The sequence below is a fragment of the Ruegeria sp. BJ5 genome, from assembly GCF_056537865.1.
Map to the genome: position 1 here is coordinate 19,255 of NZ_JBQFSH010000006.1, position 25,586 is coordinate 44,840.

Annotated in this window: 34 protein-coding genes; 14 read left to right on the plus strand and 20 right to left on the minus strand. The window is 62.5% G+C overall.

Going from position 1 to position 25,586, the window contains the following annotated elements; all coding sequences use genetic code 11:
• Positions 1-73: 73 nt before the first annotated feature.
• From ACR0NY_RS17560 to ACR0NY_RS17570, 3 genes are all read left to right on the plus strand, one after another.
• Positions 74-1,765 (plus strand): acyl-CoA dehydrogenase family protein, encoded by a 1,692-nt coding sequence (locus tag ACR0NY_RS17560; RefSeq protein ID WP_170342641.1) that lies wholly within the window; start codon positions 74-76, stop codon positions 1,763-1,765.
• A 245-nt stretch (positions 1,766-2,010) separates the two neighbouring features.
• Positions 2,011-2,538 carry a hypothetical protein gene (locus ACR0NY_RS17565; RefSeq protein ID WP_170370029.1) on the plus strand — a complete coding sequence of 176 codons (528 nt, stop codon included), beginning with the start codon at positions 2,011-2,013 and terminating at the stop codon, positions 2,536-2,538.
• Between the two features lie 25 nt (positions 2,539-2,563).
• The gene (locus tag ACR0NY_RS17570; protein ID WP_170361550.1) at positions 2,564-2,956 is read left to right on the plus strand and encodes an META domain-containing protein; all 393 of its coding nucleotides are present in this window, start codon (positions 2,564-2,566) and stop codon (positions 2,954-2,956) included.
• Here the strand turns inward: ACR0NY_RS17570 and recO are convergent.
• Complete coding sequence (gene recO / locus ACR0NY_RS17575) at positions 2,940-3,665, minus strand: DNA repair protein RecO (RefSeq protein ID WP_170370031.1); 726 nt, start codon at positions 3,663-3,665, stop codon at positions 2,940-2,942. The genes ACR0NY_RS17570 and recO overlap by 17 nt on opposite strands.
• Positions 3,666-3,824: 159 nt before the next feature.
• Here recO and trhA point away from each other — a divergent pair, with 159 nt between their 5' ends.
• Positions 3,825-4,487 (plus strand): PAQR family membrane homeostasis protein TrhA, encoded by a 663-nt coding sequence (trhA, locus tag ACR0NY_RS17580; protein ID WP_170370039.1) that lies wholly within the window; start codon positions 3,825-3,827, stop codon positions 4,485-4,487.
• Positions 4,488-4,585: 98 nt separating this feature from the next.
• On the plus strand, positions 4,586-5,359 hold the full coding sequence (locus ACR0NY_RS17585; protein WP_170370042.1) for an FkbM family methyltransferase: 774 nt from the start codon (positions 4,586-4,588) through the stop codon (positions 5,357-5,359).
• An 11-nt stretch (positions 5,360-5,370) separates the two neighbouring features.
• Here ACR0NY_RS17585 and ACR0NY_RS17590 read toward each other — a convergent pair whose 3' ends face one another.
• A complete protein-coding gene (locus ACR0NY_RS17590) occupies positions 5,371-5,700 on the minus strand; it encodes a DUF1491 family protein (RefSeq protein WP_149776390.1) in 330 nt (109 codons plus the stop codon).
• Positions 5,697-6,605 carry a GTPase Era gene (era, locus tag ACR0NY_RS17595; RefSeq protein WP_170342652.1) on the minus strand — a complete coding sequence of 303 codons (909 nt, stop codon included), beginning with the start codon at positions 6,603-6,605 and terminating at the stop codon, positions 5,697-5,699. The genes ACR0NY_RS17590 and era overlap by 4 nt, the downstream gene beginning before the upstream one ends.
• A gap of 161 nt (positions 6,606-6,766) precedes the next feature.
• On the opposite strand from era, the gene ACR0NY_RS17600 reads away from it, so the two are divergent.
• Positions 6,767-8,149: a multicopper oxidase family protein gene (locus ACR0NY_RS17600; protein ID WP_170370044.1), complete on the plus strand. Its 1,383-nt coding sequence runs from the start codon at positions 6,767-6,769 to the stop codon at positions 8,147-8,149.
• Positions 8,150-8,251: 102 nt separating this feature from the next.
• Here ACR0NY_RS17600 and rnc read toward each other — a convergent pair whose 3' ends face one another.
• From rnc to folK, 9 genes are all read right to left on the minus strand, one after another.
• Positions 8,252-8,932, minus strand: a complete 681-nt coding sequence (rnc, locus tag ACR0NY_RS17605; protein ID WP_170342656.1) for a ribonuclease III — start codon at positions 8,930-8,932, stop codon at positions 8,252-8,254.
• Positions 8,929-9,765, minus strand: a complete 837-nt coding sequence (lepB, locus tag ACR0NY_RS17610) for a signal peptidase I (protein ID WP_170342658.1) — start codon at positions 9,763-9,765, stop codon at positions 8,929-8,931. The genes rnc and lepB overlap by 4 nt, the downstream gene beginning before the upstream one ends.
• A 32-nt stretch (positions 9,766-9,797) precedes the next feature.
• Entirely contained in the window at positions 9,798-10,244 is a 447-nt protein-coding gene (acpS, locus tag ACR0NY_RS17615) for a holo-ACP synthase (protein WP_093965271.1), read from the minus strand.
• On the minus strand, positions 10,241-10,687 hold the full coding sequence (locus ACR0NY_RS17620) for an ABZJ_00895 family protein (protein WP_170342659.1): 447 nt from the start codon (positions 10,685-10,687) through the stop codon (positions 10,241-10,243). The genes acpS and ACR0NY_RS17620 overlap by 4 nt, the downstream gene beginning before the upstream one ends.
• 37 nt (positions 10,688-10,724) lie before the next feature.
• Positions 10,725-11,471, minus strand: a complete 747-nt coding sequence (locus ACR0NY_RS17625) for a pyridoxine 5'-phosphate synthase (protein WP_170342672.1) — start codon at positions 11,469-11,471, stop codon at positions 10,725-10,727.
• A complete protein-coding gene (locus ACR0NY_RS17630) occupies positions 11,464-12,162 on the minus strand; it encodes a DUF2062 domain-containing protein (protein ID WP_170342673.1) in 699 nt (232 codons plus the stop codon). Before ACR0NY_RS17630 ends, ACR0NY_RS17625 begins: the two co-directional genes overlap by 8 nt.
• Before the next feature lie 16 nt (positions 12,163-12,178).
• Positions 12,179-14,311, minus strand: coding sequence for a RelA/SpoT family protein (locus ACR0NY_RS17635; RefSeq protein ID WP_170342675.1), 2,133 nt, complete (start codon positions 14,309-14,311; stop codon positions 12,179-12,181).
• 26 nt (positions 14,312-14,337) lie between these two features.
• Positions 14,338-14,691: a DNA-directed RNA polymerase subunit omega gene (rpoZ, locus tag ACR0NY_RS17640; RefSeq protein WP_093965263.1), complete on the minus strand. Its 354-nt coding sequence runs from the start codon at positions 14,689-14,691 to the stop codon at positions 14,338-14,340.
• 94 nt (positions 14,692-14,785) lie between these two features.
• Positions 14,786-15,355 carry a 2-amino-4-hydroxy-6-hydroxymethyldihydropteridine diphosphokinase gene (gene folK, locus ACR0NY_RS17645; protein ID WP_437342597.1) on the minus strand — a complete coding sequence of 190 codons (570 nt, stop codon included), beginning with the start codon at positions 15,353-15,355 and terminating at the stop codon, positions 14,786-14,788.
• A 136-nt stretch (positions 15,356-15,491) separates the two neighbouring features.
• Between folK and ACR0NY_RS17650 the strand changes: the two genes are divergently transcribed.
• The 6 genes from ACR0NY_RS17650 to ACR0NY_RS17675 all read left to right on the plus strand — a co-directional run bounded on the left by ACR0NY_RS17650 (position 15,492) and on the right by ACR0NY_RS17675 (position 19,325).
• Positions 15,492-16,064, plus strand: coding sequence for a LabA-like NYN domain-containing protein (locus tag ACR0NY_RS17650; RefSeq protein ID WP_170370048.1), 573 nt, complete (start codon positions 15,492-15,494; stop codon positions 16,062-16,064).
• A gap of 200 nt (positions 16,065-16,264) precedes the next feature.
• Positions 16,265-17,215: a 4-hydroxy-3-methylbut-2-enyl diphosphate reductase gene (gene ispH, locus ACR0NY_RS17655; protein WP_170370050.1), complete on the plus strand. Its 951-nt coding sequence runs from the start codon at positions 16,265-16,267 to the stop codon at positions 17,213-17,215.
• The gene (locus ACR0NY_RS17660; protein ID WP_170370052.1) at positions 17,212-17,664 is read left to right on the plus strand and encodes a DUF3429 domain-containing protein; all 453 of its coding nucleotides are present in this window, start codon (positions 17,212-17,214) and stop codon (positions 17,662-17,664) included. Before ispH ends, ACR0NY_RS17660 begins: the two co-directional genes overlap by 4 nt.
• Positions 17,661-18,245 carry a class I SAM-dependent methyltransferase gene (locus ACR0NY_RS17665; RefSeq protein WP_170370054.1) on the plus strand — a complete coding sequence of 195 codons (585 nt, stop codon included), beginning with the start codon at positions 17,661-17,663 and terminating at the stop codon, positions 18,243-18,245. Before ACR0NY_RS17660 ends, ACR0NY_RS17665 begins: the two co-directional genes overlap by 4 nt.
• On the plus strand, positions 18,238-18,705 hold the full coding sequence (gene rnhA / locus ACR0NY_RS17670; RefSeq protein ID WP_170370056.1) for a ribonuclease HI: 468 nt from the start codon (positions 18,238-18,240) through the stop codon (positions 18,703-18,705). Before ACR0NY_RS17665 ends, rnhA begins: the two co-directional genes overlap by 8 nt.
• Positions 18,702-19,325 carry a trimeric intracellular cation channel family protein gene (locus ACR0NY_RS17675; RefSeq protein WP_170370058.1) on the plus strand — a complete coding sequence of 208 codons (624 nt, stop codon included), beginning with the start codon at positions 18,702-18,704 and terminating at the stop codon, positions 19,323-19,325. The genes rnhA and ACR0NY_RS17675 overlap by 4 nt, the downstream gene beginning before the upstream one ends.
• On the opposite strand, the gene ACR0NY_RS17680 is transcribed toward ACR0NY_RS17675, so the two are convergent.
• Genes ACR0NY_RS17680 through def (ACR0NY_RS17705) form a run of 6 tightly spaced genes read right to left on the minus strand, consistent with a single transcriptional unit; the run spans position 19,322 to position 22,350 of the window.
• Positions 19,322-19,882 carry a DinB family protein gene (locus tag ACR0NY_RS17680; RefSeq protein ID WP_170370060.1) on the minus strand — a complete coding sequence of 187 codons (561 nt, stop codon included), beginning with the start codon at positions 19,880-19,882 and terminating at the stop codon, positions 19,322-19,324. The two genes, ACR0NY_RS17675 and ACR0NY_RS17680, sit on opposite strands and share 4 nt — an antisense overlap.
• 57 nt (positions 19,883-19,939) lie before the next feature.
• Positions 19,940-20,176, minus strand: a complete 237-nt coding sequence (locus ACR0NY_RS17685) for a GlsB/YeaQ/YmgE family stress response membrane protein (protein WP_149776373.1) — start codon at positions 20,174-20,176, stop codon at positions 19,940-19,942.
• A gap of 1 nt (position 20,177) precedes the next feature.
• The gene (locus tag ACR0NY_RS17690) at positions 20,178-20,414 is read right to left on the minus strand and encodes a hypothetical protein (protein ID WP_005981317.1); all 237 of its coding nucleotides are present in this window, start codon (positions 20,412-20,414) and stop codon (positions 20,178-20,180) included.
• Entirely contained in the window at positions 20,414-21,334 is a 921-nt protein-coding gene (gene fmt / locus ACR0NY_RS17695) for a methionyl-tRNA formyltransferase (RefSeq protein ID WP_170370062.1), read from the minus strand. Before fmt ends, ACR0NY_RS17690 begins: the two co-directional genes overlap by 1 nt.
• A gap of 6 nt (positions 21,335-21,340) precedes the next feature.
• Complete coding sequence (gene def, locus ACR0NY_RS17700; RefSeq protein WP_005981313.1) at positions 21,341-21,835, minus strand: peptide deformylase; 495 nt, start codon at positions 21,833-21,835, stop codon at positions 21,341-21,343.
• Positions 21,832-22,350 (minus strand): peptide deformylase, encoded by a 519-nt coding sequence (gene def / locus ACR0NY_RS17705; protein ID WP_170342688.1) that lies wholly within the window; start codon positions 22,348-22,350, stop codon positions 21,832-21,834. Before def (ACR0NY_RS17705) ends, def (ACR0NY_RS17700) begins: the two co-directional genes overlap by 4 nt.
• Before the next feature lie 94 nt (positions 22,351-22,444).
• Between def (ACR0NY_RS17705) and ACR0NY_RS17710 the strand changes: the two genes are divergently transcribed.
• Positions 22,445-23,617: a MalY/PatB family protein gene (locus tag ACR0NY_RS17710; RefSeq protein WP_170342690.1), complete on the plus strand. Its 1,173-nt coding sequence runs from the start codon at positions 22,445-22,447 to the stop codon at positions 23,615-23,617.
• Between the two features lie 20 nt (positions 23,618-23,637).
• On the opposite strand, the gene ACR0NY_RS17715 is transcribed toward ACR0NY_RS17710, so the two are convergent.
• Entirely contained in the window at positions 23,638-23,991 is a 354-nt protein-coding gene (locus ACR0NY_RS17715) for a hypothetical protein (protein WP_093965240.1), read from the minus strand.
• 214 nt (positions 23,992-24,205) lie between these two features.
• Between ACR0NY_RS17715 and ACR0NY_RS17720 the strand changes: the two genes are divergently transcribed.
• Positions 24,206-25,195, plus strand: a complete 990-nt coding sequence (locus tag ACR0NY_RS17720) for a glutathione S-transferase family protein (RefSeq protein ID WP_170342691.1) — start codon at positions 24,206-24,208, stop codon at positions 25,193-25,195.
• Here ACR0NY_RS17720 and ACR0NY_RS17725 read toward each other — a convergent pair.
• Positions 25,177-25,539 (minus strand): response regulator transcription factor, encoded by a 363-nt coding sequence (locus ACR0NY_RS17725; RefSeq protein ID WP_170342693.1) that lies wholly within the window; start codon positions 25,537-25,539, stop codon positions 25,177-25,179. The two genes, ACR0NY_RS17720 and ACR0NY_RS17725, sit on opposite strands and share 19 nt — an antisense overlap.
• Between the last annotated feature and the right edge of the window lie 47 nt (positions 25,540-25,586).

The window sequence follows — 25,586 nt, forward strand, 5'->3', positions numbered from 1 at the left end:
GCATTTTGTGAATTTTTGTTGCGCTGCAGTTGCAGCATGATATGACCAGATAACCCAGCAAAGGACGTGATTCATGGCCCATGACGGACAAGATATGACGAACATGACTTCTCAGCCGGTTCTGCCTGATCTTCTGACCCTGACGGGGGCCGCGCTGCCGGCGGTTCAGTCCGTCTTTGACCGGGCGCGCGATGCCGTGCGCGCGATGGTCTCGGCCGAGGGTCGCGTCTCGGGCGCTTTGGTCGAGGCGAACCAGACCGCCGCGCATGGGCTGGCCTGGTTGGCGACCTACAACCAGTCGCTGCAGCAGATGCAGAAATGGGCCGAGGCGCTGGACGCCCAGGGCAAGTTCGGCGAGATGGAGCAGTTGCTGCACCAGATCGCCTTTGGCGAATATCTGCACCAGGTCGCCGGCGGCATCCCGATGAACCAGGGCGAGGTCGTGCGCCTGCAGGATCTGGGGCTGGGCTGGGATGCGCTGTCGGGCTTCCAATGCGCCGAGGTACAGACTCTGATGGCACAGGCCAACAGCCAGGCCGCGCGCAGCCGTCTGGTTCAGCTGATGCAAGACCAATCCGGGGCCACCATGTTCGGCGCCTCGGGCCTGGATGAAGAGCTTGAGATGATCCGCGAGCAGTTCCGCCGCTATGCGCTGGATCGTGTCGAGCCAAACGCCCATGAATGGCACCTCAAGGACGAGCTGATCCCGATGGAAATCATCGAGGAACTGGCCGAGATGGGCGTATTCGGCCTGACCATCCCCGAGGAATACGGCGGGTTCGGCCTGTCCAAGGCGTCGATGTGCGTGGTCTCCGAAGAACTGTCGCGCGGGTATATCGGCGTCGGCAGCCTTGGCACCCGGTCCGAGATCGCGGCCGAGTTGATCATCGCGGGCGGCACCGACGACCAAAAGGCCCAATGGCTGCCCAAGATCGCCAGCGCCGAGATCCTGCCGACGGCCGTGTTCACCGAACCCAACACCGGCTCGGACCTCGGCAGCTTGCGCACCCGCGCGGTCAAGGACGAAAACGGTGACTACAAGATCACCGGCAACAAGACCTGGATCACCCATGCCGCGCGCACCCATGTGATGACGCTGCTGGCGCGCACCGATCCCGAAACCACCGATCACCGGGGCTTGTCGATGTTCTTGGCTGAAAAAACGCCCGGCACCGACGACGACCCCTTCCCGACCCCCGGCATGACCGGCGGCGAGATCGAGGTGCTGGGCTATCGCGGCATGAAGGAATACGAGCTGGCCTTCGACGGCTTCCACGTCAAGGGCGAGAACCTGCTGGGCGGCGAGGAAGGCAAGGGCTTCAAGCAGCTCATGGAAACCTTCGAATCCGCGCGTATCCAGACCGCCGCCCGCGCCATCGGCGTGGCCCAAAGCGCGCTGGACATCGCCATGCAATACGCGCAGGAGCGCAAGCAGTTCGGCAAGGCCCTGATCAACTTCCCGCGCGTGTCCGGCAAGCTGGCCATGATGGCGGTCGAAATCATGATCGCCCGTCAGCTGACCTATTTCAGCGCCTGGGAAAAGGACAACGGCCACCGCTGCGATCTCGAGGCCGGGATGGCCAAGCTGCTGGGCGCGCGCGTCGCCTGGGCGGCGGCCGACAACGGGTTGCAGATTCACGGCGGCAACGGCTTTGCCCTCGAATACAAGATCAGCCGGGTGCTGTGCGACGCCCGCATCCTGAACATCTTTGAAGGTGCTGCCGAGATTCAGGCGCAAGTCATCGCGCGGCGTCTGCTGGCCTGAGCGCCCGGCCGTCGCGGTTTCCCCAACTTGACCCGGCCCAGCGCCGGGTCTTTTCTTTTGTACAAATCAAACAGGTTCTCGGGCCCCGATCTTCCGGATTGTACATCCCTGATCTGGACCGTACGCTCCGGCGGAGAACAAAATATGCCTTGGGTTCAGGCACCGGTTTCGGCTAAGTAGCCTGCGAACCGCATCATGCTGCGCCGCCGCAATGCAGATGCCCGAACAAGCCTTGCGGAGAAACCATGGCGCGCCTTCTGATCCTTGTTCTTGGCCTCTTGTTTGCAGGATGCAGCACGCCGTCCGGCACGACCTCGGGCGATGTTGCCGGTCTGACCCGCGCCATTCAGAACCTCAGCCCTGATGTCGATCCGCAGGAAGCCGCCCGCGCGGCGCAGATCGCCCATGACTATGCGCTGCAGCTGAGGGCCGAGTACCGGGTCACCGATCCGGCGATCATCCACAACGCCAAGGTCATCAACGGTTTTCGCGAACGCGGGCTGTGCAATGACTGGGCCGAGGACATCCTCAAGCGCCTGCGGAAAGAGAACTTCCGCACGCTGGACCTGCACTGGATCACTTCGCCGCCGACCCCGTTCCGGATCATCCACCACTCGGCCGCGATTAGTGCCAAGGGCGACGGGCCATATGACGCGATCGTTCTGGACGGCTGGCGCAACGGGGGTCACCTGTTCTGGGCCCCGGTGCGCGAGGACACACGCTACAACTGGCGCCCCCGGATGGAGGTGCGCGCCGAACTGCTGGCGCAATGACGCCAAGTCGGGATAGAAAGCCCTTATGCTGCGCCTGAGCCTGATCCTGCCCGCCCTTGCCCTGCTGCAATGTGACCGCGACGAAAGCGTCGCCGCCTATGGCGCAGCCGACCGCACCTGGGTGCTGCAGGAGGTGAACGGCCAACCCTATGACGCCAGCGCCCTGCTGCGCTTTCCCGAAGACGGCAAGATTGCCGGAAACGCGCCCTGCAACAGCTACTCGGGCACATTGAACGCGCCCTATCCGTGGTTCGAAATCACCGACCTGTCCGCCACCCGCGCCGCCTGCGCCGGGATTGAGGCCGAAGGGTTCTATTTCGCCGCGCTGCTGGCGATGACGCAGTCCGAGGTGTCGGGCGACGTGCTGATCCTGCGCAACGAGGACGGGCACGAGATGGTGTTCAAAGCCGCCGAGTGAACTGATCGACAAAGCGGGCACGAGCCTCGGGCAGCGGCGTGTGACCCAGCGATGGCGCCACGCGATGCGCCAGAAAATAGCCGGTCGTCCGCAGCCCGGCGGCGATCTCGTCATCCGGGGCGGCCCCCTGCCCGCGCAGCACCGGCGGCAGAGGCAACAGCCTGTCGGCCCAATCCCCGGCGCCTTCGGCGCTGACCGCCCGGCCGGTCTTGGGCGAGACATAGGCCAACCCCTCGTTCGTGCCGTTCACGGCGCAGCGGGTCAGGTCCAGCCCAAAACCCAGCTCTTCAAGCAGGGCCAGCTCCCAGCGCAGGTAAGCCAGCGGCCAGATCTCGTCCTGGCCCAGCAGATCCATCAGCTGTTCCGTCTGTCGATAGATGCCGGGGTGCGGTTCGCGTTCGGGCAGGCAGAAGGATAGCAGCGCCACGACCGCGTTCAGCCCCGACAGCGCCAGCCGCCCCGAAAACGCCGCTGCCGCGCGCGAGCGCAGCGGTTCCACCTGGAAGGTGCCGATATGTTCCTGCAGCCGCGCCCGCCACAGCACGTCCAACTGCGCGCCAGGTTGCAGAATGGGCGCGATCTTGCGGCTGGCACCCCCGCGCACCACGCCCGCGTGTCGGCCATGGGTTTCGGTGAACACCTCGATGATGGCCGCGGTTTCGCCGTGGCGGCGGGCGGTCAGAAGAATGCCATGGTCGCGCCAGTCCATGCGGGGCCCTTGGGTTGCCTTGAGGTCGCGTCGGACCGCGACGGTAGAGCGCGACGCGGAAAGAAGCAAATTCAATCGGAAGACACCGGCTGACGTGCCGGAATTGTGGACTTGGACCCGGGGCGATATTACCCAGAACAGGCAGCCACGAGACCAGACATGACCGACGCAACCTTTCCCAGTTTCAACCCTGCCTTCCGCCGCGCGGACATGACGGTGCATGCCGTGGGCCTGGCTTTGATCTTGATTGCGGGCGGCTTGCTGGTGGCTAAGGCGGCAACCCATCTGCAAGCCGCGCTGGTCGCCGCCGTCGTGGTTTACGTCTTGTGTGCGCTGGCGTCGAACCTGGCGTCCTGGGCCTATCACTTTCTACCGCTGCACGAGCGGCGCACACTGCTGCGGCGCATCGACCACGCGGCGATCTACCCCAGCATAACAGGCACCTTCACGCCGTTCTTCGTTCTGGCTGGCACGCCCTGGACTTTGGGCCTGTTGGTGGTGTGTTGGGCGCTGACGGCGGTGGCGGTCTGGAACAAGATCACCAACGAGACAGTGAAATCGCGCTGGTCGACGGCATCCTACCTGGGGTTGGGCGCGCTGGGGCTGCTGGCCCTGCCCGACCTGCGGGGCGTACCAGTGGCAACGTTGTGGTGCATTCTGGCCGGGTCGGGTTGCTATGTGATCGGAACCGCGTTCTACGCCTGCAAGACGCTGCCCTACCGCTATGCGATCTGGCACATCTGGGTGAACCTGGGCGGGATTGCCATGTTTGCGGGCGTCTGGCTGGCGCTGTCACCTCTGTGGGTGCCCGGAGCATCCTGACTGGCGCGGAACGGCCCGATCAGGAATAAGGGTTCTTCAGCGCAGATCCCGCTGATAGAAAGCACCCGGAACGGGGAACTAAAACGGGATCCAATGCCATGGACTGGCCGAATGACCTTCTGCGCCACATCTTCAATGACCCGGACACCCCCAACAGGATCAGGAAACGCATCCGCCGCGAATTGAAACCCACCGAGGTCGACTATCGCGGGTGCCGCATGCGCATTCATCCCGCCGACAACAACACGGAATTCCAGATCTGGCGCATGGGACGCACCCAGGAAGAACGTGCTTTGCGGCATATTCTGAAAGACCTCCCCAAGGACCGCCCGATCGTGGCCTATGATGTTGGCGCCAATGCCGGGGCTCACACCCTGCGCCTGGCAGCGGTCGCTGCGCCCGGATCGGTGATCCACGCATTCGAACCCAACCCTGTCATGCGGGCGCGGCTGGAAGAAAACATCCGCCTGAACGCATTTGACTGTATCCAGGTCCATGATTGCGCGATTTCGGACAATGGCGGCGAGATGGAGCTGTTCGTGCCCGCGCAGGGAAACCTGGGGCTGGCCAGACTGGGCGAACCGATGCGCGGCGCCAACGGCATATCGGTTCAGGTGCGGACGCTGACCGAGTTTCTGCCATCCGACCTGGATACGCCGATCGACCTGGTCAAGGTGGATGTCGAGGGCCAGGAAGACCGAGTGCTTGCCCCGCTGATCACCGAAGCCTCGGCCACCCGCAAACCCAAGGCGATCTTTTTCGAACTCCAGCACGAACGGTTCTGGTCGGTCGATATTGCGGGCATGCTGGAGCAAAACGGCTATGAATTGCGCGGCAAATTCGGACGCAACGCGCTTTATCGGCTGACCTGAAAGGTCCAGGCCTAGTCCAGCCCCTCTTCGTTCAGCAGATGCCGGCCTTGCCGGTCTTCGACCTCGATCACCCAAAGATCGGGGTCAAAGCTGCGCTGGCGGGCGATGGCCTCGTCCACCTCGGCCTCGGGACCTTTGGCCAGTTCGATCCATTTGCGCGCGCCGCTGAGCAGGTCGAAGCTGCGCTGAAAGGCGGTGGCATTGCCGTCAAGCGTGTTGAGCTTGACCAGAACCGCGCCGGCTGTGTCGTCGCCGTGGGCTACGACAAAGGCGGGGATCTCGTGCAGGCGCAGCCGGGCCAGATAGGCGTGGACCCAGAACTCGGCCGTCAGACGGGTCATGCGTTGCCGTCTTTGAAATCCAGCCCCATTTCCGAGTAGCGCTCGGCCTCTTCCAGCCAGTTGGGCCGGACCTTCACCTGCAGGAAAAGGTGGACCTTGCGATCAAGGAATTCCTCCAACTCGGCCCGAGCGGCCTGGCTGACGGCCTTGATTGTCTCGCCGCGCTTGCCCAGCACGATGCCCTTGTGGCCGTCGCGCATGACATAGATGACCTGGTCGATCTTGGCCGAACCATCCTTGCGCTCCTCCCAGTTCTCGGTCTCGACCGTCAGCTGATAGGGCAGTTCCTGATGCAGGCGCAGGGTCAGCTTTTCGCGCGTGATCTCGGCCGCGATCATGCGCAGCGGCAGATCGGCGATCTGGTCTTCGGGATAAAGCCAGGGGCCTTCGGGTAGATGCTGTGCCAGCCAGGCACGCAAGTCTTCGACGCCGTGGCCCTTTTCGGCCGAGATCATGAAGGTTTCGGCAAAGGGGAAGCGGTCATTCAGGTCGCGGGTCAGAGACAGCAGCGCGGGGGCCTCGACACGGTCGATCTTGTTGATCGCCAGCGCCACCTTGCGGCCCTGCGCGATCTCGGACAGGCCATCCAGGATGCGCTCGACGCCTTCGGTGATACCGCGATGCGCCTCGACCATCAGTACGATGATGTCGGCATCGGCCGCCCCGCCCCAGGCCGCCGCGACCATCGCGCGGTCAAGCCGGCGGCGGGGTTTGAACAGACCCGGCGTATCGACGAAGACCAGTTGCGCATCACCCTCCATCGCGACGCCGCGGATCCGGGCACGCGTTGTCTGCACCTTGTGCGTCACGATCGAGACCTTGGCCCCGACCATGCGGTTCAGAAGGGTGGATTTGCCTGCGTTGGGCTCTCCGATCAGGGCGATGAATCCGGCGCGTGTCGTCATTGTGTGGTGATCCTGTTTTCAAGTGCGCATCCCTATCGCAGAAAGGCACAGCGGGCCAGAGGCATTTGTCGCATTGCCGGGCCGGTACGGGAATGGCAGGACAGGCGCACAGGCCAAGCCGATCCCAGCCAGGCCGCAGACCCGCATCTTGAGGATCAGGCATGAAACGACGGGAGCTTCTTTTATCCGGCGGCGCTGCGATTGGAGCCGTCGGCTTGGGTGGACTTGCAATCGCGTCCAATAGCTCCGATCAGGAACTGGTGGTTCAAAGCGCCAGCTACATGTTTCGGGACCAGCCTACGCAAGGAATGGTCAGCCTGAGCCCCGACGCTCCGCCGCCCGTCCTTTTTGGACGTCAGGGTGAAGCGATGAGACTGACGGTCAAAAACACTCTGTCCGACTATACCTCGATGCACTGGCACGGGATGCGCATCCGCAATGATATGGATGGCGTGCCTTATCTGACCCAGATGCCGCTGGGACAGAACGAAAGCTTCACCTACGAGTTCACACCCCCAGACGCCGGAACCTACTGGTATCACCCGCACTGCATGACGATGGAGCAGATGGCGCACGGCCTGACCGGAGTGATGGTCATCGCTGAGCCTGAAGACGTCGGGTTCGACAGCGAGCAAGTGATCAACCTGCGGGACTTTCGCCTGGACGAGACGGGGGCATTTCTGCCCGCCTACACCCAGCGGGGCGCGGCCAGAGCCGGAACTTTCGGCAATGTGCAAACCGCGAACTGGCACCAGCATCCAGTCTATGACCACGCCGCCGGCAGCCTCGTGAGGTTGCGACTGCTCAATTCGGATACGACCCGGATCTACAAGTTGCACCTGACGGGCGGAAACGCGCAGATCATCGCGTGGGACGGTCACCCGGTCACCGTCGAACTGCCGATGCCGAGTGCCGACGATCCCTTGCTGGTGGGCCCCGGTCAGCGCGCGGATTTTGCCGTTGCAATGCCAGACGGCGAAGGGGCACAGGTCGATCTTGTGGCCAAACTGCCCGGTCAGCCCTTGAGGACGATGGCCGGCCTGCGATCGGTCGGGCGATCCGCGAGTCGAGACCTGAGAGAACTGAAGCCTTTGCCGAAGAACCCGGTCGCCCTGCCCGATCTCGGCAAAGCTCAGGTGCACGAATTCGTCTTCGGATGGACGCCAGAAGGTGAACTGCCGGACAATGGGTTCTGCGGGTCTCTTGGATACAATTTCTGGTCCATCAACCGGGTTCCCTGGTCCGGAGATGCTTCCTCGGATGTCGCGCCATTGGCGACGCTGGAACTGGGCAAAAGCTATGTCTTGAGGCTGCGCAATGAATCTCCGAACCTGCATCCGATCCATCTGCACGGGCTGGTCTTTGTGCCGTTGCGATCAAACCTGCGAGAGTTGCCGCCGCTGGTGACCGACACCATGCTGTTGTTGAAGGACGAGGTCGTTGAAATCGGGCTGGTCGCAGACAATCCGGGCGACTGGGCCTTTCACTGCCATGTGATCGAACATCAGAAGACCGGGCTGACCGGGTTCCTGCGGGTCGTTTGAGTCGCAAGGTCTAGCGGTTGCTGACGCGGTTCGTGATAGGTGGCCAGCCATTGCGGACATTCCCGGACAGATGAAGAGCAGGCAACGCCGCGATCGAAGAGATCAGCTTGTCAGACGATCCAGCAGAGCTTGCGCGGCCGCCTGTTCCGCCTGACGTTTGGAGCCGGCGGTTGCTTGGGCCTCGGATCCGTCCTGCAGCCGGGCCGCGATAGTGAAAACGGGGGCGTGATCCGGACCGCTTCGTGAAATCTCGACATAGGCGGGCGGTTTCTGCCCGCGCGCCTGCGCCCATTCCTGAAGCGATGTCTTGGCATCGCGCGCATCCGCTTCGACCGTGTGGATCCGGTCACCCCACAGCGACAGGATCACTTTCTGCGCGGCCTCAAAACCGGCATCGCGATAGACCGCGGCGATAACTGCCTCCATCGCGTCGCCCAACAGCGCCTGCTTGCGGCGCCCGCCCGACAGCATCTCTGACCTACCCAGCTTCAGAACCGCGCCGATATCGATCTGGCGGGCAACGTCGGCACAGGTTTCCTTGCGCACCAATGCGTTGAAACGGGGGGCCAGTTGGCCTTCAGTGGCCTTCTGGTCCGCTTCGAGCAATGCGGTGGCCATCACAAGACCCAGCACACGGTCACCCAGAAACTCGAGCCGCTGGTTGTCTGGACGTGTCGAAGACGAGACCGAACCATGGGTCAGTGCCCGAACCAGTAGTTCAGGGTTGGAGAACCTGTGTCCAAGACGTTTTTCGAACGCCTTCATGTCGGCCGAAAGCTTCAATTGACCGCCTTGAAGAACCGGTCACCGCGCCAGGTCCAGAAGAACAGCATCGAACGCCCGGCGGACGAGAACATGATGCGGTCGGCTCGACCGATCAGGTTTTCATAAGGAACGTAGCCGACGCCGCCTGCGACCTGTGGCACGCGGCTGTCACTGGAATTGTCACGGTTGTCGCCCATGAAGAAGTAGTGCCCTTCCGGCACGGTGTAGACACCCGTGTTGTCGGTACTCTGATTGCCGATATTCAGGATTTCATGCGACACGCCGCCCGGCAGCGTTTCGATCATCCGGGTCTTTTCACAGGTACCGCCGACGCCGACCGGGCCATTTTCACAGCGCGGCCGAAGGCGCTGAGGCCCTTGAGGCTCGGCGATTTCGGTAAAAGTGCCATCCGGGGTCTGCTTGGCTTCGGTGCCGTTGATGTAGACCACGCCATCCTTGATCTGAATTTTGTCTCCGGGCAGGCCGATCAGGCGCTTGATGTAGTCGCGCCCCGAAACCGGATGGCGGAACACGATGACGTCGCCACGCTCAGGCTCGCCGCCCAGCAGTCGGGTATTGTCGCCCCCCATCCAGCCGCAGATGTCCTCGGCATCGACATCGAGCCCGACGCTGGGGATGATCAGGCTGGGGCAGGACGCGTAGGAATAGCCGTAGGCCATCTTGTTGACGAACAGGAAATCACCGATCAGCAGCGTGGGTTTCATCGACCCCGACGGAATCCAGAACGGCTGAAAGAACAGAGTGCGGAAAACGCCCGCGATCAGCAGGGCATAGACGATTGTCTTGATCGTCTCCCAGATGGCGTTTCCGGATTTGGCTTGCTCGGCCATACTGCTCTCCAGTCCTTGCTCGGCTCGGGGGGTTACATGCGGCGCGGTCGCGGGGGTGTCAAGGCCGCTGCGTCGGGATCACCAAGCGGGCGCGCTTCGATCACCACGAAGGCCTGCGCCCATGGATGATCGTCGGTCAAGGTGACGTGGATGATCGCCTCGTGTCCTTCGGGCGTCATTTCCTTCAACCGTTCCGCGGCCCAGCCGGTCACATGCATGACGGGCTGACCGGTGCGCAGATTGGTGACAGCCATGTCCTTCCAAGCGATGCCCATGCGCAGCCCCGTGCCCAGCGCCTTGGAGCACGCCTCTTTCGCGGCCCAGCGCTTGGCGTAGGTTCCGGCCGTATCCCGCCGGCGCTCGGCCTTGCGCTGCTCGGTCTCGGTGAAGACACGGTTGCGGAACCGGTCACCGAACCGATCGAGCGTGCCCTGAATGCGCTCGATATTCGCAAGATCCGTACCGATGCCGAGTATCATGAGTTCGACTCTTTCTTTGCCCGTTCAAGAGCCTTGAACGCCGACCGGGCGCCCACCCACAGGAATAGCCGCGAAATGAGAAACGCCACGACAAAGGTGATCGTGAAACCGATCACCAAAAAGTTCACCGGGATACCGGCCAATCCCTCGGACATGCCCGGAACGACAAGAAAGAACAGCCCAGCCATGACAAGGTTGGTCAACATGCCGACGATGCCCATCCATAGTGCGGCGCTCCACATGTCGCCGCTGCCCGGCATGGTCTTGTGCGTCTGAACCTGTCGGTGTCCTTCGAATGTCGCAGCGGCCAAAAAGGGGATGAACGGCAGGAAACTGCTGGACAAGTCGATTCCGAACACCGCCGAAACGCCAAACAAAACAGCCGGGACCGCAATCGATGTGATTACGAAGACGACAAGAAACCTGGGAATGTTCAAGCGCATCGGGAGATCCAGAAGAAGGAGGCTTCAAGGCAGCGGATCATTGGCGCGCCTCATCCATCAGGCGGCGCATTTCCTGAATCGCTGGGGTGAGACCCCGGAAGATGGACTCGCCGATCAGGAAATGACCAATGTTCAACTCGCGCACTTCGGGGAAGGCGGCAACGGGCTGGACCGTGTCATAGGACAGGCCATGGCCGGCATGCACTTCGAGGCCCAGCGAATGGGCAAAGGCCGACATCTTGCGCAGCGCCTCCAGTTCGCGTTGCGCGTCGTCCACCCGACCCTCGGCATGGGCGTCGCAATAGGCACCAGTGTGCAGCTCGATCACTTCGGCGCCGATGCGGTGGGCGGCCTCGATCTGCTTGGGGTCTGCGGCGATGAAGATCGACACCCGGCAACCGACGTCACGAAGGGGCGCGATGAAATGCGCCAGACGGTTTTCCTCGCGCGCGACTTCCAGGCCACCTTCGGTGGTACGTTCCTCGCGCTTTTCGGGGACGATGCAGACCGCGTGCGGCTTGTGGCACAGAGCGATCTTCTGCATCTCATCCGTAGCCGCCATTTCAAAGTTCAGCGGAACCGACAGAACCTCCATCAGCCCGTCGATATCGGCATCCGAGATATGCCGCCTGTCTTCGCGCAGGTGCGCGGTGATGCCGTCGGCCCCGGCCTCTTCGGCAAGCTTTGCGGCGCGAAGCGGGTCGGGATAGGCGCCGCCACGGGCGTTGCGCACGGTGGCGACATGGTCGATATTCACGCCCAGGCGCAGAGGGGTGTCAGACATCCTTCGAATCCTTTTTTCTCGCGTCGCCCGAGCCTATCGGGTTTGGTCGGGGAACGGCAGAGCTTGCTTCGGCCAAGCGTTTGATTTCTTCGAACTTCGCCTTGATCTTTGCGCGGCGCCGCATCTGATAGGTTCGGATCACCGGCAGGCTGATATAGGTGCAGATCACGCCGGCCACGATGCCGGGAATGATGCCGCCAATCATGTAGGGAAAGAACACGTGGTCATAAAATTGGGACAGCCCGTGCCAATCAGCGACCCGATCGGAAAACATCGCCAGGAAGTTATCCTTGAGGTCCCCCATCGCGCTGGCAAATTTGCCCATCAGTCCCTTGGTGTCACCCTCTTCGTATTCGGTGCCCAGCAGGAAATGCCCAGTTTGCAGGCAGACCACGCCGATCGGAACGTAGGTCAGCGGGTTGCCGAAGAACGTGCCGCTCAACGCGGCAAGGATGTTGCCGTTCAGCAGCCGGGCCAAGACCGCGGCAACCAGAAAATGAAGGCCGTAGAAAGGAGTGAAGGACGCGAACACCCCGGCCCCGACCCCACGGGCAATGCGCTCGGGCGAATCCGGGAGACGACGGACACGGTGTTTGACATAGTGGAAGGCGCGGGTCCAACCGCCGCGAGGATACACCAACTCGGACAGGACCTGGAGTACCGAGCGGCGATCACGGCGCTTGAAAACCACTCCTGATCACCCCTTCTCAGCCAGCTGCGACCGCAGCGCTTGTCATGTCCCGGTACCGTTCGACTGCAGCCACGTCACTTTCCGCCTCGAGCATCAGCATCAGCGAATGCAGCTGTTCAAGATCCCGCACCTCGATACTGATCAGCAGACGATAGAAATCGGGCTTCCGGTCCACGAATTCCAGGTTCGAGATATTGGCCTTTTTCTCGCCGATCAATGTGCAAATACGTCCCAGCACGCCGGCGTCATTACCGATGGTCAGTTCCAACGTGGCGCCGTAAGCGGCCGGATGCGTGCCGGTATGCCAGTGAAGATTCACCCACCGTTGCGGCTGATCCTCGAATTCGGCAAGGCGATCGCAATCGATGGAATGCACCACCACGCCCTTGCCCCGAGACGTGATACCCACGATGCGTTCGCCCGGCAAAGGCTGGCAGCACGGCGCGCGTTCAAACCCCTGCCCCGGCTCAAGCCCGATCACGGCGCGACGCAAGGGGATTGCTTCGCCCTCGTCGCGGGTCAGGTCGGGATAGACCGCGGCCACCACATCATGGGCGGTCAGTTCGGCACTGCCGACGCGGGCCAGCAACTCATCGCTGTTCTTGATGCGCAGGTGTTTGGCGGCGGTTTCCAATGCCTTGTCGGTCGCCTTGCGGCCGACATGCTCGAACCCCGCGCGGACCAGTTCGCGCCCCAGTTTGATGAACCGTTCACGGTCAACCTCGCGCAGGGCGCGGCGGATGGCGGTGCGGGCCTTGCCAGTCACCGCAATCTCGAGCCACGTAACCTGCGGTGTCTGGCCGTCGGCGGTGATGATGTCGACCGATTGGCCATTCTTGAGCCGCGTCCACAGCGGCACGCGAATACCGTCCACCTTGGCCCCGACACAGGCATGGCCGATGCGCGTATGGATCGCGTAGGCGAAATCGATCGGGGTCGCACCACGCGGCAGTTTCACCACATCGCCTTTGGGGGTGAAGCAGAAGACCTGGTCCGAATACATCTCGAGCTTGACCGCCTCGAGGAAATCTTCGTGGTCTTCCTCGGTATCGAACTGCTCGGTCAGGTTGGCGATCCACTTCGCCGGATCGACCGCAAAGGGGTTTTCCGTCCGCACACCGTCACGATAGGACCAGTGCGCGGCAACACCGGTCTCGGCGACGTCATGCATCTGACGGGTACGGATCTGCACCTCGACCCGCTTGCCGTCACGGCCCGAGACCGTCGTATGGATCGACCGGTAGCCGTTCGATTTCGGCTGGCTGATATAGTCCTTGAACCGTCCCGGCACCGCGCGCCAGCGCTGGTGGATGGCCCCAAGGGTGCGATAGCAGTCTTCTTCGGTCTGGGTGATGATGCGGAAGCCATAGATGTCGGACAAGCGAGAGAAGCCCTGATCTTTTTCCTGCATCTTGCGCCAGATCGAATAGGGTTTCTTGGCGCGACCAAAGACTTCGGCCTCGATCCCCGCTTTCTCAAGCTCGTGCCGCATGTCGCCGGTGATCCGGTGAATCACGTCACCGGTTTCGCGCTGCAGCGTGATGAAGCGGCGGATGATCGACTGGCGGCCTTCGGGATTGAGGACGCGGAACGCCAGGTCCTCAAGCTCTTCGCGCATCCACTGCATGCCCATCCGACCGGCCAGCGGCGCGTAGATGTCCATCGTTTCGCGCGCTTTCTGCACCTGCTTTTCGGGGCGCATCGCCTTGATCGTGCGCATGTTGTGCAGCCGGTCGGCCAGCTTGACCAGGATCACCCGCAAGTCCTTGGACATGGCCATGAACAGTTTGCGGAAGTTTTCCGCCTGCTTGGTTTCGCGACTGGAGAGCTGCAGGTTGGTCAGCTTGGTGACGCCGTCCACAAGCATCGCCACCTCGTCGCCGAACAGCTCGGCGATCTTCGAGTAGCTGGCCTTGGTGTCCTCGATCGTGTCGTGCAGCAGTGCGGTGATGATCGTGGCATCGTCCAGACGCTGCTCGGTCAGAATGGCGGCGACTGCGACGGGATGCGAAAAATAGGGCTCGCCCGAATGCCGGAACTGCCCTTCATGCATCTGCAGTCCGAACTCATAGGCCCGGGCGATGCGATCTGCATTTGTCTTGGGGTTGTAGTTGCGGACCAGCGCAATCAGGTCGTCAACAGAAATCATCCGGTCCGCACCTTCGCTTGCAGGGCTTACCCCTGCCCCTGGGCCTCCATCAGGGCACGCAGGAGTTTCTCTTCGGACATGTCGTCATCTGCCGGCTTGTCCGACTCTGCACCCATCAACAGCGCCATCTGATCTTCTTCGGGCTCGTCGACCTCGATCTGGGTCTGGTTGGCCTCGATCAGACGTTCACGCAGCTCGTCCGCCGTCTGGGTTTCTTCTGCAATCTCGCGCAGAGACACGACGGGGTTCTTGTCGTTGTCGCGGTCAACGGTGATCGATCCGCCAGTGGAAATCTCGCGCGCACGATGGGCGGCAAGCATCACCAGTTCGAACCGGTTCGGTACCTTGTCTACGCAGTCTTCGACCGTCACGCGGGCCATGAGGCGCTCTCCACAAATGAATCCGTGTCAGGAAGGGGTTTATCTAAGCGCGAATCTCTGCCTTGACAAGCGGGAAATGCCCAGCATTGGCGGCTCAGAGAGGGGTTACGGCGGCAACCTCGTCCGCAGGCAGCTGTCCGATCATTTCCCGGACGGTCAAATCCAGCACCGGATGGCGCCAATCGGGCGCGACATCAGCCATCGGAACCAGCACGAATGCCCGGTCCTGCAGGCGCGGGTGCGGCACGATCAGTTGTTCGGGCGCGGATTGCACCTGCTGCTCCATCGGCAAATCCAGCCAGCGGCGGTATCCGTCCAGGTCCGGCAGAACGCGGTCGTCCCAGCAGACAAGATCAAGATCAAGTGTGCGCATACCCCAACGCTGAACCCTGGCGCGGCCGAACTCGGCCTCGACCTCGTGCAGCAGGCCCAGAACACCGCGCGGATCCAGTTCCGTCTCGATCACAGCGGCTGCGTTCACATAGTCCGGGCCGGCGCCCGCAGGGAAGCAGGGGGTCGAAAACAGCCGGCTTTTGGCCCGAATCACCAGCCCCTTGGCCTCCATCACCTCGAGAGCCTGCGCGAGTGTCACCTTGGGCCCGTTTCCTCTCAAGGTGAGATTTGCCCCCAACGCCACGACCACTTTTGACATGGATTTGACCACTTTTATCCCCGTATTCCGTTCAGAGAATACTTGCGATACAGGTCAAATAGCCTATTTTAAAGGCATCAATGCGCGAATTTATTTTTTTCACTCACAGACACCTCCGCGCGTTGAGCGATACCGGAAGGACAAATTAATGTTTTACAAGGACGAACGGCTTGCGCTGTTCATCGACGGCTCGAATCTGTACGCCGCCGCAAAAGCACTGGGGTTTGACATCGATTACAAGTTGCTTCGCCAGGAATTCATGCGTCGAGGCAAGCTTCTCAGAGCCTTCTACTACACAGCGCTGCTAGAAAACGACGAATACTCACCGATCCGTCCGCTTGTCGATTGGCTGCACTACAACGGCTTCACCATGGTGACCAAGCCGGCCAAGGAATACACCGACAGCATAGGGCGACGTAAGGTCAAGGGGAACATGGACATCGAACTGACTGTCGATGCCATGGAGCTTGCGCCGCGCGTGGATCATATCGTGCTATTTTCGGGTGATGGGGATTTCCGCCCGCTGATTGCCAGCCTGCAACGTCAGGGCGTGCGCGTGTCGGTCGTCTCGACCATCCGCAGCCAGCCGCCGATGATTTCGGACGAGCTGCGTCGTCAGGCCGACAATTTCATCGAGCTTGACGACCTGCGCGACGTGATCGGACGCCCTCCACGGGACGTGTCCGATGAACCGCGCACGGTAGCCGTCGCAGGAAAATAAGAACTCCGCCATCCACCACTCACACATGTGGAGCAATCGCGCGGTCAGGACTTCGTGTCCTGGCCGCGCTTCTTTAATCAAGAACCCGTGCTCAAACGGGTATTGGCTAACAGGACTTCGTGTCAGCATGATGACAAGGCTGTCGTGACTGGACCAACAGGTGGAAAAGCCTTACCTGTCCCTTTCAAGGAGACAGACGCATGACCAAGCCCCCCCTGACCCTGTATCTGGCAGCCCCGCGCGGGTTCTGCGCTGGCGTGGACCGCGCGATCAAGATCGTGGAAATGGCCCTGCAGAAATGGGGCGCCCCGGTCTATGTCCGGCACGAGATCGTGCACAACAAGTTTGTCGTGGACGGGCTGCGCGCCAAGGGTGCCGTCTTTGTCGAAGAGCTGGACGAATGCCCCGATGACCGGCCGGTAATCTTTTCCGCCCACGGCGTACCCAAATCGGTGCCCGCCGCAGCAGCCGCGCGCGAGATGATCTACGTCGACGCCACCTGTCCGCTGGTCTCCAAGGTCCATATCGAGGCCCAGCGCCACGCCGAGGCCGGGTTGCAGATGATCATGATCGGCCACAAGGGCCACCCCGAAACCGTCGGCACCATGGGCCAGCTGCCCGAGGGCGAGGTTCTGCTGGTGGAAACGGTTGACGATGTGGCCGGGGTGCAGGTCCGCGACCCCAAAAAACTTGCCTTCGTCACCCAGACCACCCTGTCGGTGGACGACACGCGCGATATCGTGGCCGCGCTGCAGGACCGGTTCCCGGCCATCGTCGGCCCGCACAAGGAAGACATCTGCTATGCCACCACCAACCGGCAGGAGGCAGTGAAGACCGTTGCGCCCAGGTCGGATGCGCTGCTGGTGGTGGGTGCGCCCAACTCCTCGAATTCGCGCCGCCTGGTCGAGGTGGCGTCCAAGGCGGGCTGCACCTATGCCCAGCTGGTGCAGCGCGCCACCGACATCGACTGGCGCGCGCTCGAAGGGATTTCCAGCATCGCCATCACCGCCGGTGCCTCGGCCCCCGAAGTTCTGGTAAACGAGGTGATCGACGCCTTCCGCGACCGCTATGACGTGACCGTCGAAACCGTCGAAACCGCCACCGAGAATGTCGAGTTCAAGGTGCCCCGCATTCTGCGCGTGCCCGCATGAGCGGCATCCCCCGCGCACCATTGGTTCTGGGCCTGGCCGGTCTGATCCCCTTCGTCTGGGGCGCGCTGACCTACCTGAGCGGAGACCTAAATGATTGGGGCAGCCGCGCGCTGGGCCCCCGGTTCGTGGGGCCCTATGTGCAGCTGTTTTATGGCGCTGTGATCCTCAGCTTCATGTCCGGCGTTCTGTGGGGCTTTGCCACCAAGACCTCGGGCAACCGGGCGGCGCTGTGTTATGTGCTGTCGGTCCTGCCGGCGCTGTGGGCGTTCTTCACCACCGGCGGCGGGCCGGTCGACGCGGGCACCAACCTGATGATCGGCTTTGCCGGGCTGCTGGTGTTGGACGCGCTGTTCTGGTCCTGGGGCCTGACACCGTGCTGGTGGATGAAACTGCGGCTGCTGCTGAGCGCCGTCGTGCTGGCCTGCCTGGCCGTTGGAGTAGTCCTGTGAGCGACAAACGAACCATCGACGCCTACACAACCCGTGTGGACGACTATCTGAAAGTGCCGCTGCCGCCCGAACAGATCGAAGCGCGCGCAGCCTTTGCGCAGGCGGTCGGCGACGGGCTGGTGCTGGATCTGGGGTCGGGTCCGGGTGCGGACAGCGGTTTCTTTCTGCGCCAGGGGCTGCGGGTTCGGGCGCTGGACGCCACACCGGCCTTTGTCGAACACGCCCGCGCAAATGGCGTGGACGCGCATCTGGGCACGTTCGACGACGTGACCGAAACGGCCGAATACGATGGGGTCTATGCCAGCTTTTCCCTGCTGCACGCCACGCGCGCCGAATTCCCGCGACACCTGGCCGCCATCCACCGGACCCTGAAGCCGGGCGGCGTGTTTTTTCTGGGCCTAAAACTCGGCACCGGAGAGCATCGCGACGAACTGGACCGCTACTACACCTATTTCACGCGCCCCGAGATCGAGACCGCAATGATCGAGGCCGGGTTCGTCATTGACCGTGTCACCACCGGTATGGGAAAGGGGCTGTCCGGATCTTATGACGGTTTCATTCTGGTGCTGGCCCATGCCTGATCTGTTTGCCTATACCGATGGTGCCTGTTCGGGCAATCCCGGCCCGGGGGGCTGGGGCGTGCTGCTACGAGCGATGGATGGAGAAACCGTCCTGAAAGAGCGCGAGTTGAACGGCGGTGAGGCCGAGACCACCAACAACCGGATGGAGCTGCTGGCCGCGATCAGCGCGCTCGAAACATTGGAACGGCCCTCGAAAATCACCATCGTGACCGACAGCGCCTATGTGAAAAACGGGGTGACGGGCTGGATCCACGGGTGGAAGCGCAACGGCTGGAAGACAGCAAGCAAGAAGCCCGTCAAGAACGTGGACCTGTGGCAGCGGTTGGACGAAGTCCAACAGCGCCATGACGTGACCTGGGAATGGGTCAAGGGCCATGCCGGCCACCCCGAAAACGAACGCGCAGATGAGTTGGCACGCGCGGGCATGGCCCCGTTCAAGCCGAAAAAGGCCCGCACATGAGCGGTCTGGCCCTGCTGGACTATGCCTCGGTTCTGGTCTTTGCGCTGACCGGGGCGCTGGTGGCCAGCCGGGCGCAGCTGGACCTTGTGGGATTTGCCTTCATCGCCTGTCTGACGGCGGTGGGCGGTGGCACGGTGCGTGATCTGCTGCTGGATCGGCACCCGGTCTTCTGGGTGGGCCAACCTGACTATATCCTGATCGCGGTGGCGGCGGCGGTGGTCGTGTTTTTCACCGCGCACCTGGTCGAAAGCCGCTACAACTGGTTGGTCTGGCTGGACAGTTTCGCGCTGTCGATCGCCGCGGCCGCGGGAACGGGCGCGGCGCTGGCGCTGGGTCAGTCGGGCGTGATCGTGGTGCTGATGGGAGTGACCACCGGCTGCCTGGGCGGGCTGATGCGCGACGTGGTCTGCAACGAGGTACCGCTAGTGCTGAAACAGGGCGAGCTCTATGTCTCGTGCGCCTTCACCGGGGCGCTGGTGGCCGTGGTGGCCACACGTCTGGGGCTGGAGACGCTGCTGGCACTGGGCCTGTGCGCGCTGTCCTGCTGGGCGCTGCGGGCCGGATCGCTGCTGTTCGGCTGGCAGTTGCCGGTCTACAAGGCACGCCCGCCGCGGAGCTAGAGGCCGCGCCAGACCTCTTCCTCGGTCAGGTTCAGAGATGTGAAATCTTCGGCCCGCAACGATCTGTCAGCCTCCCACTCCATGAAGAACTCATCCAATTGCGGCGGAGCGATCATCGTGTCCGAAAGCATCGAATGCACTTGTCCCCGATGGTGAATCTGGTGCTGCAGCAAGTGCAGGATCGTGCGGTCGTACCGCTCGACTTGCACCAATTCCCCACGTGGAATCCTGACGCGTGCAGTTTCATCCAAAACCTTCTCATCGCGGCAAACATCCACGAAACGTCGGTCGATGGCGCGTTGGTGCGCCGAAAGCTCGGGCAAGTCGGGATAGGGAGTTTCCGGGTCGAAGGCGTCCAATCCCATTGGCCGGCCTTCCAGAGCGGTGACGTAGAAAAGATCAACCGTAAAAATGTGATTGAGAGTCTCGATGATGGACGGGAAGAAACCAGTACGGTGCTTCGCCAGTTCTTCGGGGGGCAATTGCGCGCAAGCCTCCAGAATTCGGTGGTTGGCCCATGCGTTGTTATAAGCTTGTGGGAAAAAATAGTTTTTCATTGCCGATGCCTAGTTGATTGCCAAAGCACTGTCTAGCGTGGCCTGCGGCCTGCCGCATCAACGCCGGAAATAGGTCTTCCAGATCCAGATCAGCAGCAGCGCGCCCAGCACCGCGCCGACGAATCCGGGCATCCAGCCCATGACCGTCAGCAAGGCGCGCATGATCAGCCCGCCCACCACGGCCCCGGCGATACCGATCAGCAGGGTGGTGGGGATGTCCGCCTCGATCCGCATCAGGCGGGTGGCCAGAAATCCGGCCGCGGCGCCGATGACGATCAAGGCAAGGACGGGCATCTCATTTCCTCCAGTGCGTGGGCACGATGATCAAGGCCCCCACCGACGAGATCACCGCATCCAGCCCCGGCGGTCCAAAGCTGATGCCGAACATGATGCGGATGAAATAGAACAGGAACGCCCCGCCCACGCAGATGATGATGGATTGCAGATAACCGTTGTGGGTAAAGCCCGTCACCTCGGACAGATAGCCGACGATGCCGGCAATCACGACGGTACCCATCATCACCATGAACATCAGGACGTCTCCGAGCCGAGGCGGGTTCCGGCCGGGATCGGCCAGCCCCGCAGGAAGGTTTCCCTATCCTGCGCCGCCTTGCCCGCCCGTTGCAAGCGCAGCAGTTCGACTGCGCCGGTGCCGCAGGCCACGCGCAGCGCGTCGTCCAGCACCTCGCCCGGCACGCCCTGCCCGTCCGACAGGCGCGAGGCGAGCAGCTTGACGCGCTCGCCCTCGATCTGAGTCCAGGCGCCGGGAAAGGGCGACAGGCCGCGGATCTGGCGATCGACCTCGACGGCGGGGCGCGACCAGTCCACGCGGGCCTCGGCCTTGTCGATCTTGGCGGCATAGGTCACGCCGACCTCGGGCTGCGGCTCGGGGGTCAGCTCGGGCAGGCGGTCCAGAGCCTGCACGATCAGATCGGCGCCCATCGCCGACAGGCGGTCATTCAGCTGGGCGGTGGTTTCCTCGGCTCCGATCGGGGTGGCCTGACGCAGCAGGACGGGGCCGGTGTCCAGACCGGCCTCCATCTGCATGACGCAGATCCCGGTCTCGGCATCGCCCGCCATGATCGCGCGGTGGATCGGCGCGGCCCCGCGCCAGCGCGGTAGCAGGCTGGCGTGGATGTTCAGGCAGCCATGCCGGGGTGCGTCCAGAATCGGCTGCGGCAGGATCAGCCCATAGGCCACGACCACCGCCACATCGGCCTTCAGCGCGGCAAAGGCGGCCTGTTCCTGGGGCGATTTCAGCGTGGTGGGATGACGCACCGGCAGGCCCAGCGCCTCGGCGCGGGCATGCACCGGCGTGGGCCGGTCCTTCTTGCCGCGACCGGCCGGGCGCGGGGGCTGGCAATAGACGGCGGCGATCTCGTGCCCGGACTGCACCAGCGCATCCAGCACCGGTACCGAGAACTCGGGTGTTCCCATGAAGATGACACGCATGCCGCTCTACCCCGCCTTTTTCGCCTTGCGCAGCAGCATGTCGCGTTTGACCTTGCTGAGACGGTCGAAATACATCCGGCCGTTCAGATGGTCGATCTGGTGCTGCACGCTGGTGGCTTCGATGCCGACGAAATCGCGCCGGTCGATCTCGCCTTTTTCATTGAGAAATCGGACCGTCACCGCACGCGGACGTTTGATCTTGGCCGACACGCCCGGCAGGTTCGGGCTGGCCTCGTCATGCTCGCGCAGCTCGATCGAGCTGTGCAGGATTTCGGGGTTGGCCAGGCGCACCGCGCGGCCGCGCTCAGCCGAGCCGTCCACGACCGCCAGCCGCAGCATCACTCCGATCTGGGGCGCGGCCAGGCCGACGCCGGGCATCGCCTCCATCGTGTCGATCATGTCGTCCCAGATGGCGCGGATCTCATCGGTGATCTCGGTCACCGGCTCGGCCTTGGTGCGCAGGCGCTTGTCGGGCCATGGCAGGCAGGGACGGACGGTCATGCGCGGGCAAGCTCGCGCTTGAGCTTGACCATCTTGCGCGTGATCATCTGGCGTTTCAGCGGCTTGAGATAGTCGATGAACAGCTTGCCGTTCAGGTGGTCGATCTCGTGCTGCACACAAGTGGCCCAGAGCCCGTCGAAGGTTTCGCGCTGCGCCTTGCCGTTCTGGTCCATCCAGACGACCTCGACCTCGGCCGGGCGGGTGACCTCGGCGAACTGATCGGGGATCGACAGGCAGCCTTCCTCGTAGACGCTGGTTTCGTCCGAGGCCGAGATGATCTCGGGGTTGAACATCACCAACGGGCGGGGGGTGGCGCCTTCCTCTTTGACGCAATCCAGCACGATCAGCCGTTCCAGCACGCCGATCTGGGGCGCGGCCAGCCCGATGCCCGGCGCGTCATACATGGTTTCCAGCATGTCGTCGGCCAGCGTGCGCAGCTCGTCTGACAGGTCGTCCACGGGCGCACAGACCTTTTTCAGGCGGGGATCAGGATGGATCAGGATGTTGCGTTTCATGGGGCTGATTTAGGTCATCGCGCGCGTGGCCGCAACGCCCCCCTTGCGCCGGGCGAATTTCCCGATAGCTTTCGGGCCAACGAATGGAGCAGACATGACTTTCAACGACCTGATCGACCGCCGGGGCACCTTCAGCTCGAAATGGGACAAGATGGAGAAACTCTATGGTGTCTCGCCCGAGGACGGGCTCGCCATGTGGACCGCCGATTCCGACTATGCCACCGCGCCCTGCGTGATTGAGGCGGTGCGCCGCGCGGCGGATCACGGGGTGTTCGGCTATTCCTGGCAGCACCCGGCCTATCTGCAGGCGGTGCAGTGGTGGATGCAGAACCGCCACGACTGGGCGATCGACACCGATTGGGTTCTGACCACACAGGGTCTGGGCAACGCCATCGCGCTGAGCCTCGATGTGTGGAGCGAACCGGGTGACGGGGTTGTGATCTTCACGCCGGTCTATCACGAGTTTGCGCACAAGGTGAACAAGACCGGCCGCCGGGTGGTGGAATGCCCGCTTGTGCGGGCCGGCGACACCTATGAGATCGACCTGGATGACGCTCAGTCGCGGCTGGACGGGTCGGAAAAGCTGTTGCTGTGGTGCTCACCACAGAACCCGTCCGGGCGGGTCTGGACACCGGACGAGCTGCGCGCGGTGGCGGCTTTTGCCGAACGCAATGGGTTGATCCTGATCTCGGACGAAGTGCATCACGATCTGGTCTATCCCGGGCATACATTCGTGCCGATGGACGTTGCCGCGCCGGATGCACGGCCCTGGACGGTGACGCTGACCGCACCGTCCAAGACCTTCAACATCGCCGGCCAGCGCACGGGCAACATGATCATTCCCGACGACAAGCTGCGGGCGCAAATGCGCCACCGGCTGAACACGCTGGACTACGACCCCAGCGCATTGGGCGTGGCGATGATCACCGCAGCCTACTCACCCGAGGGCGCCGAATGGGTGGATGCCCAGATCGACCACCTGAACGGCAATCGCGCGCTGTTCGATGCCGCGATTTCCGAGATCCCCGGCCTGTGGTCGATGCCCCTGCAGGCGACCTACTTGGCCTGGGTCGATTTCTCGGGCACCGGAATGGACCACGCCGAATTCGTGCGCCGTCTGCGCGATGATGCGCGGATCGCAACGTCATCCGGTCCGGGGTTTGGAACGGGAGGCGAGACCTTCGAACGGTTCAATCTCGCCACTCAGCGGGCGCGGGTCGAGGACGCGTGCGCCCGTTTGAAACTTGCTTTTTCCGACCTTCAATAAGGCCGCGCGAACGGTCTGCCCTAGTCGTCTTTGCCGAGAAGGGCGATTGGGGCATCCGGCGCGCGATAGAAATCCAGTGGCGCCTTGTCCGCCGCGACGGTGCTGCGCTTGAACTCATATCGCATCTGGCCGCCGTCTTCCTCGTCAGCGACGATCAGGCATTGATACAGGTGGTTGGCGCCGTCAAAAATATCGACCAGTCCACGTAGACGCGGTGTTGTCTCGGCCTCGACGGCGAAACCATCCTTCCACAATTTGAGGATTCTGTAGGTATTGTCGCCCATTTCCACCCGCAGACGGCTGGACTTCTTGAGCGATGCGATTCGGGCCGCATCCAATTCGGCGCTAATTTCCTTGGAAACATAAGTACTCATCAAAATTCCCCCCAAGCTATGCCATCTATTGTGGGGGTATCTTCGTAAAAATCCAGTGAAGCCCGACCGTTGACGCGGATCTGTGGGCGATTTGTTGCACAGACATCCCGGGTGGCACTGTGCGACTGCGCAGAGATGCTGCGCGCCTTCGGCGATGTGAACTGCGGCGCTGTCGCACTAAGCTTTGTCCGGAGACGGAAACGGAGGATCCAAGATGGGCCTGTTGGTCGACGGCACCTGGCACGACACCTGGTATGACACGAAATCCACCGGCGGAGCGTTCAAACGTTCGGCTGCCCAGTTTCGAAACTGGATAACGACCGATGGCAGTGCGGGTCCCTCGGGCAAGGATGGTTTCAAGGCTGAAGCCGGGCGATATCACCTGTATGTCAGCCTGGCCTGTCCATGGGCGCACCGGACGTTGATCTTCCGCCAACTCAAGGAACTTCAGGACCTGATCACCGTATCGGTGGTTCATCCGGACATGCTGGACCGCGGATGGACTTTCCAGACCGACGATCACGGCGCCACCGGCGATGCTTTGTATGGGCTGGACTATGCCTATCAGGTCTACACACGCGCCGACCCGAACTACTCGGGCCGAGTGACGGTGCCGATCCTGTGGGACAAGGTGCAAGAGACCATCGTGTCGAATGAAAGCTCGGAAATCATCCGCATGTTCAATTCGGCCTTCGACCAAATCACTGGCAACACCGACGACTACTGGCCCGCCGAGATGCGCGACGCGATCGAAGAGGTCAATGCGAGGGTCTACTCAAACGTGAACAACGGCGTCTACAAATCCGGCTTTGCCACCTCGCAGGAGGCCTATGACGCGGCCGTGCACCCCCTGTTCGACACGCTGGATTGGCTGGAAGATCGGCTGTCCACGCACCGATACCTGATGGGGGATCGCCTGACCGAGGCCGACTGGCGCCTATTCACGACCCTGATCCGGTTCGACCCGGTCTATCACCTGCATTTCAAGTGCAACCGCAGGCGGCTGATCGACTATCCCAACCTGTGGGCCTACACGCGCGAACTGTATCAATGGCCGGGCGTGGCGGGCACGGTAAACATGCACCATATCGTGCGGCACTATCACTACAGTCACGACAGCATCAATCCGCACCGGATCATCCCGATCAACCCCACCCTGGACTATTGGGAGCCGCACGGACGCGATCAACGCCCCGCGGCGTAGTGTTCGACCATCGCCGCCAGATCCTCGGGCGGCGTTCCGCTCTGGACATAGGCGCAGGCGTTGGGGCTGTGCGCAAAGATCGATCCGTCGGAAAAGAACGTTGTGTTGGTGACGAAGATCACCCGGGCATCCGGGCGGCGATAGCTGGCGAAATCCGCGACCGCCAACGCGCTGCCTGAATCCAGAACCAAGTCCAGGATTATGATGTCGAAGGGCGTGCCGTAAAGTGCAAGGATCGCTGCCTCCTGGCTTTCGACCAGAGAAACCTCAGCCCCCTGCCGTTCCAGGTGCCGCTGCCAGACCCGACCCAGGTCGGGGTTACTCTCAACAATCAGAACTTTCATTTGCAACAACCTCGGCACTTGATAAGGTGAGTGGTGCCGACCCCCAT